The 18825-nt window shown below is 42.9% G+C and carries 15 protein-coding genes and 2 tRNA genes; 13 read left to right on the top strand and 4 right to left on the bottom strand.

Annotated elements, in window-relative coordinates:
- From ACK1U4_RS08935 to ccmE, 5 genes are all read left to right on the top strand, one after another.
- Positions 1–5199 (top strand): Calx-beta domain-containing protein (locus tag ACK1U4_RS08935; protein WP_419421668.1); only part of this gene is annotated, 5199 nt, incomplete at its 5' end.
- A gap of 184 nt (positions 5200–5383) precedes the next feature.
- Positions 5384–6178 carry a heme ABC transporter permease gene (locus ACK1U4_RS08930; RefSeq protein WP_419401177.1) on the top strand — a complete coding sequence of 265 codons (795 nt, stop codon included), beginning with the start codon at positions 5384–5386 and terminating at the stop codon, positions 6176–6178.
- 10 nt (positions 6179–6188) lie between these two features.
- A complete protein-coding gene (locus tag ACK1U4_RS08925) occupies positions 6189–6443 on the top strand; it encodes a type II toxin-antitoxin system RelB/DinJ family antitoxin (protein WP_419401176.1) in 255 nt (84 codons plus the stop codon).
- 221 nt (positions 6444–6664) lie between these two features.
- Positions 6665–6859: a heme exporter protein CcmD gene (gene ccmD, locus ACK1U4_RS08920; RefSeq protein WP_419401175.1), complete on the top strand. Its 195-nt coding sequence runs from the start codon at positions 6665–6667 to the stop codon at positions 6857–6859.
- A 70-nt stretch (positions 6860–6929) separates the two neighbouring features.
- Positions 6930–7418: a cytochrome c maturation protein CcmE gene (gene ccmE / locus ACK1U4_RS08915; RefSeq protein ID WP_419401181.1), complete on the top strand. Its 489-nt coding sequence runs from the start codon at positions 6930–6932 to the stop codon at positions 7416–7418.
- A gap of 260 nt (positions 7419–7678) precedes the next feature.
- On the opposite strand, the gene ACK1U4_RS08910 is transcribed toward ccmE, so the two are convergent.
- Positions 7679–8038 (bottom strand): hypothetical protein, encoded by a 360-nt coding sequence (locus ACK1U4_RS08910; protein WP_419401174.1) that lies wholly within the window; start codon positions 8036–8038, stop codon positions 7679–7681.
- Positions 8039–8480: 442 nt separating this feature from the next.
- Here ACK1U4_RS08910 and ACK1U4_RS08905 point away from each other — a divergent pair, with 442 nt between their 5' ends.
- Positions 8481–9362 carry a neutral zinc metallopeptidase gene (locus ACK1U4_RS08905; protein ID WP_419401173.1) on the top strand — a complete coding sequence of 294 codons (882 nt, stop codon included), beginning with the start codon at positions 8481–8483 and terminating at the stop codon, positions 9360–9362.
- A gap of 311 nt (positions 9363–9673) precedes the next feature.
- On the opposite strand, the gene rho is transcribed toward ACK1U4_RS08905, so the two are convergent.
- Together rho and trxA are read right to left on the bottom strand one after the other, a co-directional pair.
- Entirely contained in the window at positions 9674–10942 is a 1269-nt protein-coding gene (rho, locus tag ACK1U4_RS08900; RefSeq protein ID WP_419401172.1) for a transcription termination factor Rho, read from the bottom strand.
- Between the two features lie 470 nt (positions 10943–11412).
- Positions 11413–11736 (bottom strand): thioredoxin, encoded by a 324-nt coding sequence (gene trxA / locus ACK1U4_RS08895; protein WP_419401171.1) that lies wholly within the window; start codon positions 11734–11736, stop codon positions 11413–11415.
- Positions 11737–11990: 254 nt separating this feature from the next.
- Here trxA and ppx point away from each other — a divergent pair, with 254 nt between their 5' ends.
- The 5 genes from ppx to ACK1U4_RS08870 all read left to right on the top strand — a co-directional run bounded on the left by ppx (position 11991) and on the right by ACK1U4_RS08870 (position 17415).
- On the top strand, positions 11991–13505 hold the full coding sequence (gene ppx / locus ACK1U4_RS08890; protein WP_419401170.1) for an exopolyphosphatase: 1515 nt from the start codon (positions 11991–11993) through the stop codon (positions 13503–13505).
- Between the two features lie 25 nt (positions 13506–13530).
- Positions 13531–14334 carry an acetyl-CoA carboxylase carboxyltransferase subunit alpha gene (locus ACK1U4_RS08885; RefSeq protein WP_419401169.1) on the top strand — a complete coding sequence of 268 codons (804 nt, stop codon included), beginning with the start codon at positions 13531–13533 and terminating at the stop codon, positions 14332–14334.
- Positions 14335–14343: 9 nt separating this feature from the next.
- Positions 14344–15654: a tRNA lysidine(34) synthetase TilS gene (gene tilS, locus ACK1U4_RS08880; protein ID WP_419401168.1), complete on the top strand. Its 1311-nt coding sequence runs from the start codon at positions 14344–14346 to the stop codon at positions 15652–15654.
- Positions 15655–15785: 131 nt separating this feature from the next.
- The gene (proC, locus tag ACK1U4_RS08875; protein ID WP_419401167.1) at positions 15786–16625 is read left to right on the top strand and encodes a pyrroline-5-carboxylate reductase; all 840 of its coding nucleotides are present in this window, start codon (positions 15786–15788) and stop codon (positions 16623–16625) included.
- 157 nt (positions 16626–16782) lie between these two features.
- Positions 16783–17415: a YggT family protein gene (locus ACK1U4_RS08870; RefSeq protein WP_419401166.1), complete on the top strand. Its 633-nt coding sequence runs from the start codon at positions 16783–16785 to the stop codon at positions 17413–17415.
- Positions 17416–17467: 52 nt separating this feature from the next.
- Here the strand turns inward: ACK1U4_RS08870 and ACK1U4_RS08865 are convergent, their stop codons facing one another.
- A complete protein-coding gene (locus ACK1U4_RS08865; RefSeq protein WP_419401180.1) occupies positions 17468–18274 on the bottom strand; it encodes a hydroxymethylpyrimidine/phosphomethylpyrimidine kinase in 807 nt (268 codons plus the stop codon).
- Positions 18275–18427: 153 nt separating this feature from the next.
- Here ACK1U4_RS08865 and ACK1U4_RS08860 point away from each other — a divergent pair.
- Both ACK1U4_RS08860 and ACK1U4_RS08855 read left to right on the top strand, forming a co-directional pair.
- A tRNA-Ser gene (locus ACK1U4_RS08860) sits at positions 18428–18517 on the top strand.
- 104 nt (positions 18518–18621) lie between these two features.
- A tRNA-Arg gene (locus tag ACK1U4_RS08855) sits at positions 18622–18698 on the top strand.
- The last annotated feature ends 127 nt before the right edge of the window (positions 18699–18825 follow it).

Below are 18825 nucleotides of genomic sequence, written 5' to 3'. Positions count from 1 at the left end.
GTATCAATCAAAGCGACTGACGATACAGCGATTGAAGGTAAAGACAACACCCTCAGCTTTGTGGTAAGTCAAGATGAGCCTGTCAGTGGTATCACTACCGTACATGTACAACCAAGTACAACAGGGCTTACCAAGCCTGTAGATGCTAACGACTTTGATACCGTTACCATCACCAATAAAGACGGTAGCACTGTAACCGTTTCTTTGGCAGACTTCTTTACTAAAGGCGTGGATGTCACAATTCCACCGGGTCAAACTGACGGTCCAACCATCACCTTTAACGTTAAAGATGAGGGTAGTTTTGAAGGCAAAGAAGACATGTTGTTGGTCATTACCAACCCAACTAACCCTGTCAGTAAAGTAACCTTAGGTACAGACAGTGCTAAAGCAGTGGTATATGACGAACCTGCGTTGACTGACCCAACACAACCAGAAGGTCCAAACAATCCACCTAAAGAGCCAGTACCAACTGACCCAAGTCAACCGATTGGACCAAACAACCCACCGACTGATACAACAGGTGATAAACCTGTGATTAACATCACAGCCACAGACCCTGTTGCGATTGAAGGAAGCACCAATCCTGCGACCGACAAAGACGGACAAATGACCTTTACCGTTGGTAGTGTTGCCCCAATTGAACCGGGTGTGACCGTGACTGCCAATGTGAGTGTTGACCCAGCGAGCGTTGTAAAAGCAGAAGACGTAGAAAAAGTCTTGGTTAACGGTCAAGAAGTATCAGTAGCTGACTTCTTTGGTGCAGGCGTACCTGTTAGCCTAACAGGTGACAGCAAACCGGTCATCACTGTGATTGCTAAAGATGACAACTTACCAGAAACCAGTGAAGCCATTACTGTCAAACTCAGTAATGTACAAAATGCAGACATCGGCATTGGTAATGCCAATGGTGTGATTTATGATGAACCTGCGTTGACCAATCCAAGTCAACCAGAAAGCCCAACCAATCCACCCAAAGACCCAGTGCCGAAAGACCCAACTCAGCCAATTAGCCCAACCAACCCACCCCTTGATACCAAAGGTGACCAGCCTGTCGTTACTCTTGACGGCAATAAAACCACCAATGAAGTGGGTACAGATGGTCAACCAGCGACATTGACACATACCTTCTCAATTAGCAACGGTGTAACCAGTACTACACCAACTGAAGTGACATTCAAAATCACGCAAGGCACGGATGTATTTAAAGCAATTGCTGGAACAGACGGTGCGGTTGATGACTTTAATCCGACAGCCATTACCTTAGCTGATGGTACACCTGTTACTGTAACCAAACAAGCTGATGGTACTTACACAGGTACAGTTACTATTCTACCAAATCAGACTAGCGTCACTATTAAAGTACCAGTGTTAGATAATAGTGCGTTTGAAGGTCCAGAGGCATATCAAATTGAGATTGTTAGTGCAACGACTGGTAACATCACATTAGGCACAGTCAATCCAGTTGCGACTGCCACCATTTATGATGATGGTACAACAGATGGCATAACCCCTCTTAACCCAAATGATCCAAATTTTGGTAAAGATAGACCAGTTCTTAATATTAGTGCTATTGATGACACTGCGGTTGAAGGTAAAGCCGGTGACAATCTAATCTTTAAGGTTTCACGTGATGGCGATACTATTTCAGATATCACGACCATTGTTAAATTGGTGCTAAATGAAGTTGAAGCTGATGATATAGCAAGCATTAAGTATACTGACAGTGCAGGTGTTGAGCATCCCGTAACATTGGCAGAATTACAAGCAGGTTATAAAGTTACTGTTCCTGCAAGTGCAACGGACGCCAGTATGCCGACTTTCACTATCGTACCAAAAGATGATACGATTTATGAAAAATCTGAATCATTGTCTTTGAATATCAGTGGCACAACTAATGCAGCCCAAGGCACTACTACAGCAACAGGAAAAATTCTTGACGAAGATCAATCAGATAATCTTGGTGATAATCCAAACAATCCTAATGATCCGAGTGACCCAACGGACGGTGATAAACCAGTTGTTAGTATTACCGCACCAACTGACAATAAAGCAGTAGAGGGTAGTAGCGATAACACACTTATTTACACAGTTGCACAAAATAACCAAAGCAACTTTGATACTAAAGTGACCGTAAAACCAACAACTGAAACCAAAGTTAGTGCTGATGACTTTAGTAAAATTGTCATTACCAACATTGATGGTACTCAAACTATTATTGAAGGCAAAGACAATATTACTGACTTCCTAACGAATGGCAAAGAACTTACCATTCCAGCCAACACTGACCCAAGTAAAACCATTACCATTGACTTCACCATTGTTAATGATAATATTTATGAAGTCAGTGAAAAGTTAGAACTTGGATTGCAAACGCCTAGCAATGCCAGCATTGACCCTGCAAAACAAAAAGCAGAAGGTACAATCTTTGATGAAGATAATGCCAATCCAAGTGACGGTAGTACCACTGATGGCGATAAACCTTCCGTTTCTATCACAGGGACTACTAATACCAACGAAAATGGCACAACAGCAGATGGTAAAACTGTCCCAACCTACACCATCGCTATTGACAATGGCAAAACCACCACTGACCCTATCAGTGTTACCTTCAAGGTATTGACAGGTGAAACAGCGACTGGCTTAACCACTGAAAATGCGGATTTACAACCAGCGATTACAGTATATACTGTTGATGTAGCAGGCACTCGTACACCAGTTACAGTGAGTCCAGATGCCTCCGGTAACTATACCGTTAATATGCCAGTTGGTTCAACAATCCAAGTAGAAACACCGATTGTGAATGATGGTATGTACGAAGGTGCTGAAACTTACAGAGTTGACCTCGTATCAGCCACAGTGAATAACACAGATGTTAGAACTACGAATACGGCTAAACAGTCCGTTACTACCACGATTTATGATAATGGTACAACGGATGGTGTCACACCGACACCAGATACCCCAACTAATCCATCAAAAGATACGCCTATCATTGAGTTAGATCCACCAGCTCATGTATCTGAAGAAGGCCTAGATGGTGGTAATAAGGATGATAATCCTGTAGGTATTGACTCGACAAATAAAACGATTGAATCAGGTTCAATCCGTGTGAAAAACATTGACCCTCAACTTGATGTAACGCTTGAGTTGACTGCACCAACTACTGTTGTTACAAGTGGTAAGCAACCTGTATCATGGACGCCTAGCAATAATAACACGACATGGGAAGGTAGGATACCTAATGGTGAACTGGTGTTAACCGTTCAAGTGGGTGCGAAATCAACCACAGCAACAGGTATTTCATATGCTTATACCACAACACTTCATGCACCAATTGACCATCCCGGCAAAGATATTGAGGATAATTTCCCCATTAATTTTGGTATCGTAGTGAAGCAGGGGAATACTGAGCTTGCCCGTGAAAATAAAGTTGTTACTGTAGTCGAAGATGACATGCCAATCTCTGGTGTTAGTACCCACGTTATTGATGTACCTGTCGATAATGTGAAACTTGTCAGTATTTCAACTGGTTTCACTGATCCACAGACTAGCTCGACAACCGATGCTGCTAACTTTGTTAAATCAAACTTAGACGATCCTCGAGATCCTTATTATGAGAAGGTTGAATGGGGTAATCCAGGTGGAACTGGTCAGCCACGTGCTTCATACAGTATCTTTGAAGATGACACCATGATTGATAAGCCGATAGAGGGGCTAAGTATTCCATTTAGCTTAGGGACTTTCACCCATGATAACAAGGGTATTTACGTTGAGAAAGGTCTAGAAACTATTGATATGCACGTTGACTTTAAGGTTCAAGTTAATACAGATATTGCAACTGTACAAACGATTTTTGATTTGCGGCATATTGAAACGCCTAATCGTGATTCAAGTACCACCCCTAAAGATTTGCCCACGAGTTTCCAGTATGGCTACACAGCGGATGACTTCGTCGTATTTAAACCACAGGAGTCAACCTTACTAATTGATGGTAAACGCTATCAGTTATTGTTGAATAAGCCAGAAAAAACCACTGGTAGTGGCATACTTAATGAGAGTATTGATAATTTTGATCTTCTCAAAAAAATGGAGGCTAATTACAACGTAGATGACTATACTGGGGGTTATAGAGTCTATAACACTAAGGTTGCAACAATGATTCATACGCAACTAGATGGTATCACACGTGAAGACGTTGCATCTGGTAAAGTAGTAATTATTAATTCCAATGAAAATTCTACTAATGGATTTAAGCTATCAGCAACCTTGATTCCGCTAGATCCAAATCCAGATGCAAGTAATGACCTAACCAATGCCACTGAGTTCAAAAGAGGTGGTGACGTGGTGAAAGATACCTCATTACTAGACTTAACGGCTCAAAAAGTCATTTGGTCAGCAGATGTTGCAGATAGTGATACCAATGCTAATACGTACACATTTAAGTCTAAGTATGGTACATTTATTGGTAAAACAGATGGTAGCTATGAGTTCCACGGTGCTTCTGATATCTCAAAACAAGTAGATATAAATAAGCCAGACCAAGTTGTTTATAATTATAGTTATACTGATAATGATGGTGACACCATTAAAGATACCGTTGTTATCAATTTTAATGACTATACAAAGGGATTAACAGCACGTGTATTTGGAGGTACAAAAGATCACGATTATATCATTGGCACATCACTATCAGGTGATGAGCTACGTGGTGGTGCTGGTGATGATACCATTATTGGTGAAGCAGGTGCTGATAAATTATATGGTGATGCAGGTAATGATGATATTGTTTATGACCCAGCTGATACAGTCGTTGATGGTGATGAGGGTTATGACACCTTGGTGTTAGTAGGTACACCTTACCAAGAACCAGACGGTACAATCAAAGTCAATAGTAATATTAACCTAACAGGTACAATTGCAAAAGACTTTGAAGTCCTAAGTATGAAGAATGGTACTACTGAAAGTCTAACGATTACCGCTGCTGATGTATTGAATATCAATAGTACAGGTAAAACATTGGATATTCTTGGTGATGCCTCAGATACCGTGACAGCGACAGGATTTACCAAAGCTGATGAAGCTGTGTTATCAGCTAACGATGCAACTAAAGCATTGGTTCGAGAAGGATTTGACTTATATACGGCTACTAATGGTGCGACATTATATATTTCTGAAACCATTACCCACATCATACTATAAGCCATCCATTTAATTGTTTTTAGCATCAAAACCCACCGTCAATGCGGTGGGTTTTTTATTACCACTGCCTAATACCTTTTGCTCATTTGAATTTACAAGAATTTTTGTCTTTACCCCAAAAAACCAGTAAAATAGACACCTTAAATCCCTAATCCAAACCCCATTCCACAAAGGCAACCCAACAATGGCAGAAACCACCTCGATTCCAAAACAAGGCTTTTTCGCTCGACTTTGGCAAGGCTTTCTCAAAACGGTCGGCACAAAAGAGTTTTACCGTATCTTTGCCCCTTGGGTCAAATACCTGTCTGCCATCGCCTTTATTTTGCTCTCCATTGGTACGATTTGGGGGCTCGGCTTTGCACCGCCAGACTACCTACAAGGCAATAGCTACCGCATTATCTTTATCCACGTGCCAACGGCTAGCCTTGCCATGTCAATTTATCTCGGTATGGCGATTTTAGGCGTGATTTACCTCGTATGGAAAGTCAAAACCGCTAATCTAGTCGCCCAAGCCATCGCACCGATTGGCTTTATCTTGTGCGTACTCAGCCTATTGACAGGCTCGATTTGGGCAAAACCCACATGGGGAACATACTGGGTTTGGGATGCTCGTTTGACTTCGATGCTAATTTTGGCGTTTTTGTATGCAGGGGTGATGGCGTTGTTTGTCGCCTTTGAACACACTGCCAGTCGAGGCAAGGCAGCAGCAATTTTATCCATCGTGGGGGCAGTTAATTTGCCGATTATCAAATACTCGGTCAATTGGTGGAATACCTTGCACCAAGGCTCGACTTTTACCGTCACCGAACGCCCAAAAATGCCAGCCGATATGTGGATTCCGTTATTGATTATGATGTTGGGATGTTATTTTTTGGTAGGGGCATTGGCGTTGTACCGCACCAACACCTTGATTTTGCAACGAGAAAGTAATAAACAATGGGTAATTGATGAAATCCGCCGTCTAAATCAACGTACATAAGAGGACAGAAATGACTGCTGTATATTTACAAGTCCATGATGATATTGAACGCCAAGCCAATCAGGTGTTGTCAAACATGGGGCTATCAATTCACGATGCCGTGCAATTATTTTTGATGAAAATTGCCACTGAAAAGACCTTGCCCTTTAGCCAAAAAATAGATAAAACTCAACACTCATCCGCTGATTATCGGTTGGGTGCATTACCCAACATCAAAGTTCCTGATAATTTTGATGATATTGAAGTGATGGATTTTGACGAATGAACTATTTATTAGACACGCACATTTTGATTTGGGCAATGCAAAATAGCCCAAAGCTCAGTTGGCAATAGTTGCTGATATGCCAACGATACATAAAGACCCTTTTGATCGAATCCTAATGGCTCAAGCAAATATCGAAAATTTAACCCTAATGACAGTGGACGAAAAAATTGTTCAATATCCAAATATGGGGTTCGTTTTCCCAATTCTAAAGGTTTAAAGCAATGACTCCTTATTTCTCCAATTTCAATGATTTTATTGCCATGGGCGGACACGGTGCGTATGTTTGGGCAAGTTATGCTTTGACATTTGCCTGTATCATCGGCTTAATCCTATACAGCCGTAGCCAACGCAATGCCATGTATCGTGATATCAATACCCAACAAGCACGCCATACCCAACGCCAAAAACGCCATTAATTGATGAGTTTGGCATAACAATGTTATAATCAATCAACTACTTAGCGAAAAAATGGGGAAAATGATGGCAATGAACGCAGTGCGACAAAAAAAACTCATGTGGGTCATGGCGACCTTAGTTGGAGCAATCATTGCCGTTGCATTGGTGATTTATGCCATTGGTCAACAGACCGACTATTATTTTGACCCAACCGCCATCAGCCAAGGCAAAGCCCCACAAGAAACTCGCATTCGGGCAGGGGGCATGGTAGTGCGTGGTAGTGTTAAACGAGATACCGCTGACCCACTCAAAGTCAACTTCCAAATCACCGACTTCAAATCTACCGTACCTGTCAGCTACCAAGGTATTTTACCAGACCTATTTGCCGAAGGCTCAGGCGTGGTTGCCACAGGTGAACTAGAAGGTAACACCTTTGTCGCCAAAGAAGTGTTGGCAAAGCATGATGAAAACTATATGCCACCCGAAGTCGCCAAATCCCTAAAAAATGACCATCAAGCCCGTGGTACAAACACCAACCAACCGCAATTTATGCCAGCCACACCAGTGAAACAACAATGATAGTTGTTTAAACTAGGGACACGCCCTAGAATAAGACAGATGTATAGGAGTGTATTGCATATGCCCAAAATTTTGCACTCTAACCTCTGATTTAATTCACTATAAAAATAATCCAAAGTTGAATGTCAATCGTAGCGTGGGTTAGTCGTCTTTTTGGCGTAATCTACGGAATTTAAAACTTTAAGGCCGACAGATTTTTATTTAATGCATAAAAAAGGAACGTACAAGACGTTCCTTTTTTATTTTGGTTAAAAACCAAATTATTTTGCAGCAGAAGCAGGAGCTTGTGATGCATCAGCAACAGCAGTTGCAGAAGCGTGAGCAGCGTCAACTGGAGCAGAAGCAGGAGCGGCTTCAACAACAACAGTAGAAGCATTAACAGTAGCTGCAGAAGCAGTTACTGCTGGAGCAGAAGCAGCAGGAGCTGAGGCTACTGGAGCAGAAGCAGGTGCTGAGGCAGCTACAACAGTAGAAGCAACAACAGAAGCATTAGTAGCAGCAGGTGCTTCTTCTTTTTTAGTACATGCAGTCATGGCTAAAGATGCAGCAACAAGGCTAGATAGAGCGATAAATTTAACGTTCATTACGTGTTCTCCATAAGAAAGTAACCCCGTATTCACTTTGACCACCTCAACTAAACATAGTTGGAATTAGGGTAGGTGAGTATCTGCACGGGACATGAAACAGGCGATATTCTAGCGTAAAAATCAGTAATATAAAATAGCAAAATTACAAAAAAAGTTAATAAATCTCATAAATAGTAGTAACAAAACGTAACTATTTAAAAAATAAATAAACTTTTATTGAGTTTTAGCATAATTGAGTCGCTAGATTGTCTGATGATACTTATTAATATCTATCAGAAATTGACGCATTATACTGACTAATTTTAGAAAAAGATATCTTTATTTTGCATTTTTTACATTTTTTTTTACACAAGTGGCAAAACCCTGCGATAAAGATACGATTCCATACAATAATTGACGGCAAAAATGTTAAAATACCGCCATGATGATGAATATAGTCGTTTAACTTAGTTTTCGAGGATAAAGGGTATACACGATGAAATGGGAAGATAGACAAGGTAGCTCGAATGTGAGCGTCAGTGGTGGTAAAGTTGTCGGCGGTGGTATTGGTGGGATTATTATTGGTCTGATTTTATGGCTAGTATTTGGGATGAATCCGATGACCGCCATGCAAACAGGGTCAGCAATTACCAGTGGTAGCAGTAGTGGTGGGCAACAACAAATCGACCAAAATAACCGTGACCAAAAATTTGCCTCAGTCGTGCTAGCGGATACCGAAGCTGTTTGGCGACAAATTTTCCAAGAAAATAACATGCAATACCGTGACCCTAAAATGGTGCTATTTAATGGTATGGTGCGGTCAGGCTGTGGTAATGCCTCTTCAGCGACAGGGCCTTTTTATTGTCCTGCTGACCAAACGGTGTATTTGGATACTTCATTTTTCCAAGAAATGAGCCAAAAACTCGGCATTAATGGCGACCAAAACGGCTCTGGCGATGCCCAAAATAAAGGCAAGGCAGGCGATTTTGCCCAAGCCTATGTGATTGCCCATGAAGTGGGGCATCATGTGCAGACCTTGCTCGGTATTAGTCAAAAAGTTAATGAAGCCAGTCGTAATGCGACAGAAGCCCAAGCCAATAATTTATCGGTACGTCAAGAGCTTCAAGCCGACTGTTTTGCAGGGGTATGGGCAAATCGTAATCAACAGCGTGTACAGTTCTTAGAGCAAGGTGATATCGAAGAAGCCATCAATGCCGCTGAACAAATTGGTGATGACCGTTTGGCTCATGCCAGTGGTCGTACTGCTATGCCAGACAGCTTTACGCATGGTACAAGTCAACAACGCATGACATGGTTTAGCCGTGGCTTGAAATCTGGCGATGTCAACCAATGCGATACCTTTAGTGGGGCGATTTGACAGTTTTGGTAATCAGTGTAAGGTGTGTTTTACGCACCCTTAAAAAGCTAGGTGCTATTATAATTGTGTAAGTAACTGGACAAATTTAAACGATAAAAACCGTTCGTGGTGAGCTTGTCGAACCATAACGGTTTTCCTACCCTTCGACAAGCTCAGGGCGAACGGAAAACCATTGATAATTTTGTCTTTTTACTTAAATTGGAAATAAGCTAGATTTGTAGGGGCGTATTGAATACGCCCAATTTAATCATTGCAAATAAAGGGCGTAAGCATTACGCCCCTACAAAGAATAAAACACAATCAACATTTTGCTAGGCTTTATCTTTACGAGTCATTTGTTCAAAGAATTCATCATTGGTTTTGGATTCTTTGAGTTTTTCCAATAAAAATTCGGTGGCTTGAATTTCATCCATTGGGTGTAATAATTTTCGCAAAATCCACACTTTACGCAATAACGTTTCGTCCATCAGACGTTCTTCACGGCGTGTGCCAGATTTTTTGATATTGATGGCAGGGAATACCCGTTTTTCGGCGACACGGCGGTCAAGGGTGATTTCTTGGTTACCTGTACCCTTAAATTCTTCGTAAATAACCTCGTCCATCTTACTGCCAGTTTCAATCAAGGCGGTTGAAATGATGGTCAAGCTACCACCTTCTTCGATGTTACGAGCTGCCCCAAAAAAGCGTTTTGGGCGTTCTAACGCATTGGCATCCACACCGCCTGTCAACACTTTGCCAGACGAAGGAATCACCGTGTTATAGGCACGAGCCAAACGAGTAATCGAATCCAGCAAAATCACCACGTCTTGTTTGTGTTCGACAAGGCGTTTGGCTTTTTCGATAACCATTTCTGCCACTTGCACATGGCGAGTCGGTGGCTCATCAAAGGTCGAAGCGACCACTTCGCCACGCACGGTGCGTTGCATTTCAGTAACTTCCTCTGGACGCTCGTCAATGAGTAGCACAATTAGATAACATTCAGGGTTATTTTTGACAATCGACTGAGCGATAGATTGCAACAATACGGTTTTACCTGCTTTGGGTGGGGCAACAATAATCGAGCGTTGTCCTTTACCAATCGGGGCCATCAAATCAATAATTCGCCCTGTCAAATCCTCGGTCGTGCCGTTGCCCAGTTCAAGTTTAAGCTGTTTGGTGGGGAAGAGGGGGGTGAGATTTTCAAAAATCAGTTTGTGGCGTGAGCGGTCTGGGGTGTCAAAGTTGATTTCGTTGACTTTTAGCAACGCAAAATAGCGTTCAGAATCCTTGGGCGGACGAATCGTCCCAGCGATGGAGTCGCCTGTTTTAAGATTAAAACGCCGAATTTGGCTGGGGCTAACATAGATATCGTCTGGGCCTGCAAGGTATGAGCCTTCGGATGAGCGTAAAAAGCCAAAGCCATCAGGCAAAATCTCAAGCACACCATCACCAAAAATGGCTTCGCCGTTACGTGCGTGAGTTTTGAGAATGGCGAAAATAATGTCTTGTTTGCGACTGCGAGCCATATTTTCTAAGCCCATTTGCTCAGAAATTTGCAATAGCTCACCAACAGATTTGCGTTTTAATTCGGTTAAATTCATAGAAAAATCATCAATCACTAATTGAATTAACTTAACATCAACAAGCCTTAAATGGCGATGAAATCATGGCAATCAAAGGCGAGTGGGTCATGTGGGAAAGGTAAATGAACAACGACAGGGCGTATTTGTCAAAATGACTTATCAAAGTGAGTCTATAAATAAGGATAAATCATATAAATGAGTGCTAGACAGGAAAACAGCTTGCGTTGTATTTAAGCGATTTTAGTACAGAAAAGTTTGTCAATGCGTTGCTTCGAGGTGGCAATGTTGACAGGTTGTAATTTTGTGTGAACACTATACGACTTGCATTGGGGGTTTGTCAATGGGTTAGCGATGAATTCGCTATTTTTTAAGTATTCCTTAACCTTGGTTTTGTAAAAGCAGGGGCTTTTTCTTGTTAATGCCAAAGTTTAGAGTAGGGGCGTAGTGAATACGCCCTTATTTAAGATTTGAACTTTCTGATTTTTAAATTACAAATGTTTTTCGATTAATGCTGATAATTGGGCTTTTGGTTGCATACCCATAGTAGCATCGACTTTTTCGCCATTTTTGAAGACAAATAGTGTTGGAATGCTACGAATACCGTATTGGCTGGCAAGAGCTGGGTTTTGGTCAACATCAACTTTGACAATGCGAGCTTTACCTTCATATTGGGTTGATAGTTCATCAAGGATAGGGGCAATCGCTTTACAAGGACCACACCAAGTCGCCCAAAAATCGACCAATACGGGAACATCAGATTCTAATACGGCTTTGCCGAAAGTATCATCGCCTGCATGAATAACTGAAGACATAATTTTTCCTTAACCTTTATTAGGTGAAAATAATGAGTAGCTTTAAGTAAGTAAATGAATGGGGCGTATGATAGCATAATGCAAGTGGATAAAACCTTAACCAATGGTAAATTGTTTTGATAATTGTGATAAAAAACTTTAATCATACAAAGTTTGCAGGCGGATGACAAAATGCGTATTTAATGAAAAATGGCTTTCCCTTATTGCCAAAAATGCGTAAAATAGCCCCTAATAACCACCAACTAAAGTGAATTATGCCTGACTTACTTGCTAATAATGAATTGATGGCGGCCATCGACTTAGGGTCAAATAGTTTCCATCTTGCCATTGCTCGCCTAGACCACGGCGAAGTACGAAAATTAGCCTCCATGTCCGAAAAAGTTCAGCTAGCGGCAGGCTTGGATGACAATAAATACCTGTCACAAGAAGCCCAACAGCGAGGTTTAGACTGCCTTGCTCGCTTTGTGGGGCGATTGGATTCGGTGTCACCTCAGCGTTTGCGTATCGTGGCGACCAATGCCTTACGCCAAGCCAAAAATGCCAATGAATTTATCCAAAAAGCCAATGCTATTTTACCCAAACCCATCGAGGTCATCGCAGGGCGTGAAGAAGCTCGGCTGATTTATTTGGGCGTGTCGCATACCAATGCCAGTACCGATAAACGCTTGGTCATTGATATTGGCGGTGGTTCGACTGAATTTATCATTGGTAAAGGTTTTGACCCACTTTTGACCGAAAGCCTACAGATGGGCTGTGTCGCCTTTACCAAAGCTTATTTCCCAAATGGTGATATCACCGAAAAAGCCTTTGAAAAAGCCATCGCCGCCGCTCGTAAAGAGGTATTGGGCATTAGCCGTAATTACCAAAAAACAGGCTGGCATAGTGTCACAGGCTCAAGCGGTACGATTAAAGCAGTCAATCAGATTTTGGTGCAGTTGGGGATGGCGGACGAAGGTGAACGCATTACCTTTGCAGGTGTCAAGCATGTCCAAAAACTGCTACTTAAAGCCAAACACACGGATAATATTGATTTTGCTGAAGTCAAAGACACTCGCAAGGCAGTATTACCTGCTGGCGTGGCGGTGCTATTGGCGACCATGAGTGTGCTAGGCATTGATACCATCGCTTATTCGGATGGGGCATTACGTGAAGGTGTGATGTACGATATGCTGGGACGCTTTGCCAGTGAAGATGTGCGTGACCGTAGTGTGCAAGCCTTGATGACACGCTACTCGGTGGATGTCAAACAAGCCAAACGGGTGGTTGCCACAGCTCAACAACTGTTTGACCAAGTGAAAAATCGCCTTGGGCTAGACGAAGAAGACCAAGATTTGTTACGCCGTGGGGCGTATTTGCATGAAATCGGCTTGGCAATCAGTCACAGTAGCTACCATCGCCACAGTGCCTATCTGCTTGAAAACTCGGACATTGATGGGTTTTCACAAGTGGACAAAACTCGCATGGCACAACTGGTCATGTACCATCGCCGTAAACTCAAAAGCGATGGTTATGATGAAGTCAAAATGGTCGGTGGTGATAAACTCGTGTATTTAAGCCTGTTATTACGTTTGGCGGTGTTGATTCATCATAGCCGTAGCAAACACGATGAAGCCTTGTGTCAATTACTTGCTAAAGACAACTCCCATTGGCAAGTGACCGTCAATGCAAATAATGACCAAGGTGCATTAATTCTATCTGATTTGCAAAATGAAGTTGAGTTATGGCAAAAATGGGACATGACATTAGAATTACAAGCATTGCCAATTTGAAACGAAAATAGATAAGGAAATTACCATGAATGTCTGGGAAAAAGTACAGTTAGCACGTCATGCCAAACGTCCATTGTTTATGGATTATGCCAATCATTTATTTAGCGAATTTGATATTTTGCAAGGCGACCGAGCATTTGCCGATGATAAAGCCATTTTGGGTGGGATTGCCAAATTTTGTGATAAACCTGTCATGCTGATTGGGCAACACCGTGGGCGTAGCACTCGTGAGCGTATCGAGCATAATTTTGGCATGGCAAATCCAGAAGGCTATCGCAAAGTCATTCGTCTGGTCAAAATGGCAGAACGCTTTAAGCTACCTGTATTGACCTTTATCGACACCCAAGGGGCGTATCCGGGGGTAGGGGCGGAAGAACGTGGACAGGCTCAAGCGATTGCCGAAAGTTTGGCGGTGTTTTCATCCCTCAACGTGCCAATTATCGCCACCGTTATCGGTGAGGGTGGCTCGGGTGGAGCGTTGGCGATTGGCGTGGCGGATAAAGTCAATATGCTAGAAAACAGCATTTATTCGGTGATTTCACCAGAGGGCTGTGCCTCGATTTTATGGAAAACTGCCGAAAAAGCCCCTCAAGCCAGTGAAGCCTTGAAGTTGTCGGCGGAGAATCTCAAGTCGTTAGGGCTGATTGATGCGGTGGTGGGCGAGGGCGAAAATGGGGCTCATACCAATAGCCAAATCGTGATGGATAATCTCAAAGCGACCTTGGCAAATCAATTGCAAGAATTGATGGCGATGGACGATGCCGAACGGTTGCAACGCCGTTATGATAAGTTTATGGCGTTTGATTCAACGGTGAAATTGTCAGCCTAATGACTTTAAATGCCTATGCGTGCCATTACCTTAGCGATTCAAAATAGCCATGCTCGCTATATTCCTTTAAACGCCCCAATTTATATCGCTTGTAGTGGCGGGCGAGATTCGATGGCATTGCTATTTGCCTGTCATCAACTCGGCTTGCCGATTCACGTCATTCACATTAACCATAAAATTCAGTCCCCCAGTGATGCTTGGCAACAATTGGTTGAAGATTTTTGTCAAACACACCAAATCCCTTACCAAAGTCACTGTTTATCATGGCAACAATCCACTTTCAAAGCCAATATCAGCGAAGCCCAAGCTCGCACCGCACGTTATCAAGCGATTGCCAGTCTAGTGCCGACAGGGGCGATTATCGCCACCGCCCATCATGCCAATGACCAAGCCGAAACCTTGCTGATGAACCTTTGTAAAGGCACAGGCTTGACAGGGCTTGTCGGTATCAGCGAGTGGGGCGAACAGCATGAATTTGGCAAACCATTATGGCTGTGGCGACCGTTATTGGGCGTGACACGAGAGCAAATCAGTGCATTTGTCACCGCCCACCAACTGCCCTATGTCAATGACCCCACCAATGTGGGTGATGCCAATCAGCGAGCCTTTTTGCGAGAGCAGATTTTTCCGTTGCTTAATCAACGCTTTGGCAACCTCATCGACAATATTCATCGCACCCAAACCAACCTTGCGGAAGCCAAAATCATCCTTGATGAGCAGGTTCAGCAAGATTTACAAACCTGTGAATTGGCACAAATTTCGACACCCTATCAACAGCAGTTGGACATTGGTAAACTTAAAACATTAAGCCAACCAAGGCGGTTTGCGGTATTACACAGTTGGGTAAAAGGAGATGAAAAGTTCGCCCCTCATCGGCAGTTGGTTGAACAGATTGAGCAATTGATAGGGAATGACGACCCCAATCAACAAACGATTTTAGTATGGCAAATGTTTGAAATTCGGCGTTATCGCCAACGATTGTATCGGATGAATACTGAATATTATCAAAGTGATAGCAAAAATTTAGAGTCGATAATCATTCCCCCAACTATTGGCTATTTGCGTCCACTAATGGCAAATGAAAAATTGCAACGTTTGGGGCATGATTACCATGAACCCTTTAAAAAAATCTGCCAACGCCTTGATATTCCCAGTTGGGAGCGTGATTTGGCTCGAATTATTAATGATACACAGCATCGACCTTTGGCATTGTTATTACCTTATTCACTGTTAGATAAGCAAATCGTATGGCTTGCAGATAGCCAGTCATTAAACAGTGAACAAAAGCAAATTTTAACAGCAATACTCCATCAGCTTTAGCAAGATTTGAAAAAATAAGGGCAAAAATAGGGGTAGATAGACTGGCAAATTTGTCATCCAATCCCCATCTAGCTATGATAAACTTGTTTGTTTAACATTTTATCAAATAATAACCCATAAAAGGACGTACCATGACCAAGCAAACTTCTGTTTCTATTGCATTTATCGGCGGTGGCAATATGGCAACTGCCTTGATTGCAGGGCTACTCGCCAAAGGTCATGCCCCTGCTGATTTGCACGTGGTTGATACGGATACCGCAAAATTATCGCATTTTGCTGACCAAGGTTTGGCGACCTATGTTGCGACAGAGGCAGGCAATACCGAGCAAGCCATTGCGAATGCGGACGTGGTGCTATTGGCGGTCAAACCGCAAGTGCTAAAAGATGTGTTGCTACCAATCAAAGACAGTTGGGGCGAACAGTTGGTGATTTCGATTGTGGCAGGGATTGGCACAGATAGCTTAAAATCATGGCTTGGCAACAATGTAAAATTGGTGCGTGCCATGCCCAATACCCCTGCGATGATTCAGATGGGGGCGACAGGGCTGTTTGCCAGTCAAGGGGTAGGGGAGCATGAGTGTGAGCTTGCCGAACAAGTGATGAAAGCCACAGGTTTGGTGCTGTGGGTCGATGATGAAGATTTGCTTCATGCGGTGACAGCCGTGTCTGGCTCTGCCCCTGCGTACTTTTTTTATATGCTTGAAAACATGATTGCCACTGGCGAAAGCATGGGATTGACCAACACCCAAGCCACTGCGTTAGCCATGCAAACGGCATTGGGGTCTGCCCAAATGGCATTGACTAGCCATGATAGCCCAGCCGAATTACGCCGTAAAGTCACCTCGCCCAATGGCACGACCCAATCGGCGATTGCGGTGATGGATGCACAAGCGATGAACCAAACCATCGCCCAAGCCATGCAAGCTTGTGTCGAGCGTTCACGCCAACTTAGTCGAGAATTGGCAAAATAACCCTAGGACTTACGCAAAAATGAGAGAAACGTTCGCCCTGAGCTTGTCGAAGGGTAACGTTTCCGATGGTTCGACAAGCTCACCACGAACGGAAACGTTAAAACTGAGTAAGTCCTAAACCCATTATTTTTATCCAATATACAAGGCAAGAAACCCCATGACCCATTTTATCGCAGGTATTTTTGACATCGTTGTCGGTTCGGTGATGTTATTGATTTTTATGCGATTTATGATGCAGTTTGCAGGCATTGATGACAAAGACCCTGTGGGCAAACCGATTTATAATGCCACTCGACTAGTGGATGTCTTTGCTCGTATTTTTCCCACGCTTGGCAATGGTAAAATCAGCGTTTCTGCGATTGTGTTGATGTTGTTGTTGCGGTTGATTTTTATTTGGGGCGTGGTCGGTATGATGCGTGAAGACAGCCAAAATCTTGGGCTATTTTCGATGCCAGAACTGACGATGGCGATGGTGGATGATTTATCTCGGCATTTTTCGCCATTGATGATGTTGTTTGTTGCCATGACCACTTTGATTGTCGACTTTCTAAAAATGTGTCAATATTTGATTATCGGGTCATTTGTTGCAGGATGGGTGGTGTTTTTTACGCAGAAATTACCACCAATTTTGGGGCTATTGACTCAGCTCAGTGAGCCATTGATTCAGCCGTTTCGCAAATTATTACCTGATATGGGGATGTTGGATTTAGCACCGATGATTGGTTTTTTTGCCATTATTTTATTAGAAATGGTGGTGCAAACCTTTGCGGTGTATTTGTTTACCTTATAAAGGGTTATGGAGGCGTAGGCAATACGCCTCTAATGTTTTTAACAGATTGATTTTAATAATAAAACCGCTTTGGAATCCGTTGTCCGTCCGTGTGTGGTATATCCGCCACTGTTAACACTTGCTGAATCCAAATATCTGCACATTGCACTGCTTGGGTCAAATTATCGCCTTGTGCCAAGCGTCCTGCGATATAACTTGCCAAACTACAGCCCGAACCGTGATATTCTCCTGCCAAACGAGGCAAAATCGCTTGATACGCCAATGTCATAGCATCCGCATTTTTAACATATAAAAACTGCTCAATGCCTCCCTCATGGCTGTCATGCGAGGTTTTTATCAATACTGCCTTTGCCCCACGTTGTAGCAAATCTTGACTGGCTTTGTGCAAATTATCAATGCCTGTCAAATCACGCAATTCAATGCTATTGGGTGTGGCAAGCGTGGCAAATGGCAACAATGCCGAAAAAGCCGTTACCAACGTGGCTTTATCCCCTAGCCCTTTTGACAAGCTACCGCCACTATTGGCGACCAACACTGGGTCAAGCACATAGGGTGTACCATTAGCAATCGCCCCTGTTTGGAACAAATCCGCCAACATGGCGATATTGTCGGTCGTGCCGAGCATCCCTGACTTGATGGCTTTGACAGGCAAATCATTTAGCACCGCCATTGCTTGATGTTTGACCAACTCAGCCGAACACGCCTCAAAGCCAAATACCTGCTGAGAGCTTTGCACCGTCACAGCTGTACAAGCGATACTGGCATGGCTACCTGCTTGTCCAATGGACTCAATATCTGCCTGTAAGCCTGCACCACCAGAGGGGTCAAGCCCAGAAAAGCATAGCACAGTTGCACGCATTGGCATAAAAAATCCCCTAATCAGCATGAGAAATTGAAAAATTCAAAATATTCTTACATAAATTTTGCTAAAAGTCTTGCATTTTTAGCTAACTTTGCTATAATACCCACCCACAACCTACCTAGCAATGGGTTGTAGGTATTATAAAAATTCGGTGACGTGGGTGAGTGGCTGAAACCACAGCCCTGCTAAGGCTGCATACGGGAAACTGTATCGAGGGTTCGAATCCCTCCGTCACCGCCATTTTTTATCAAAGCAACTGATTTAAAAATTTTTAAAAAAGTCGTTGACAAGATAAAAAAACAAATATATAATACCGCACACTTCAAACGAAGACTTTAGTTAATGCGCTTGTAGCTCAGTTGGATAGAGCATCAGGCTACGAACTTGAGGGTCGGGGGTTCGACTCCCTCCAAGCGCACCACTAATCATTCGTTTATAATTAATCGCCAGTCACATGACTTTAGGCGATTTTTTTATGCCTATTAAATTATCCCATGACTTCATGGCGTTTTGGGGCGAGTTAAGGTACAATTTTGCCCAATATTCTT

This window comes from Moraxella sp. TY6, from assembly GCF_048551375.1.
GTDB lineage: Bacteria > Pseudomonadota > Gammaproteobacteria > Pseudomonadales > Moraxellaceae > Faucicola.
This window is presented reverse-complemented; position numbering and strand designations above follow the sequence as displayed.

Excerpts from the sequence above, each read along its gene's own strand:
- ACK1U4_RS08930 (WP_419401177.1), top strand. The coding sequence starts at position 5,384 with ATGGCAGAAACCACCTCGATTCCAAAACAAGGCTTTTTCGCTCGACTT.
- ACK1U4_RS08885 (WP_419401169.1), top strand. The coding sequence starts at position 13,531 with ATGAATGTCTGGGAAAAAGTACAGTTAGCACGTCATGCCAAACGTCCA.
- rho (WP_419401172.1), bottom strand. The coding sequence starts at position 10,942 with ATGAATTTAACCGAATTAAAACGCAAATCTGTTGGTGAGCTATTGCAA.
- ACK1U4_RS08905 (WP_419401173.1), top strand. The coding sequence starts at position 8,481 with ATGAAATGGGAAGATAGACAAGGTAGCTCGAATGTGAGCGTCAGTGGT.
- ppx (WP_419401170.1), top strand. The coding sequence starts at position 11,991 with ATGCCTGACTTACTTGCTAATAATGAATTGATGGCGGCCATCGACTTA.
- ccmE (WP_419401181.1), top strand. The coding sequence starts at position 6,930 with ATGAACGCAGTGCGACAAAAAAAACTCATGTGGGTCATGGCGACCTTA.
- ACK1U4_RS08870 (WP_419401166.1), top strand. The coding sequence starts at position 16,783 with ATGACCCATTTTATCGCAGGTATTTTTGACATCGTTGTCGGTTCGGTG.
- tilS (WP_419401168.1), top strand. The coding sequence starts at position 14,344 with ATGCCTATGCGTGCCATTACCTTAGCGATTCAAAATAGCCATGCTCGC.
- ACK1U4_RS08925 (WP_419401176.1), top strand. The coding sequence starts at position 6,189 with ATGACTGCTGTATATTTACAAGTCCATGATGATATTGAACGCCAAGCC.
- ccmD (WP_419401175.1), top strand. The coding sequence starts at position 6,665 with ATGACTCCTTATTTCTCCAATTTCAATGATTTTATTGCCATGGGCGGA.
- trxA (WP_419401171.1), bottom strand. The coding sequence starts at position 11,736 with ATGTCTTCAGTTATTCATGCAGGCGATGATACTTTCGGCAAAGCCGTA.
- ACK1U4_RS08865 (WP_419401180.1), bottom strand. The coding sequence starts at position 18,274 with ATGCGTGCAACTGTGCTATGCTTTTCTGGGCTTGACCCCTCTGGTGGT.
- proC (WP_419401167.1), top strand. The coding sequence starts at position 15,786 with ATGACCAAGCAAACTTCTGTTTCTATTGCATTTATCGGCGGTGGCAAT.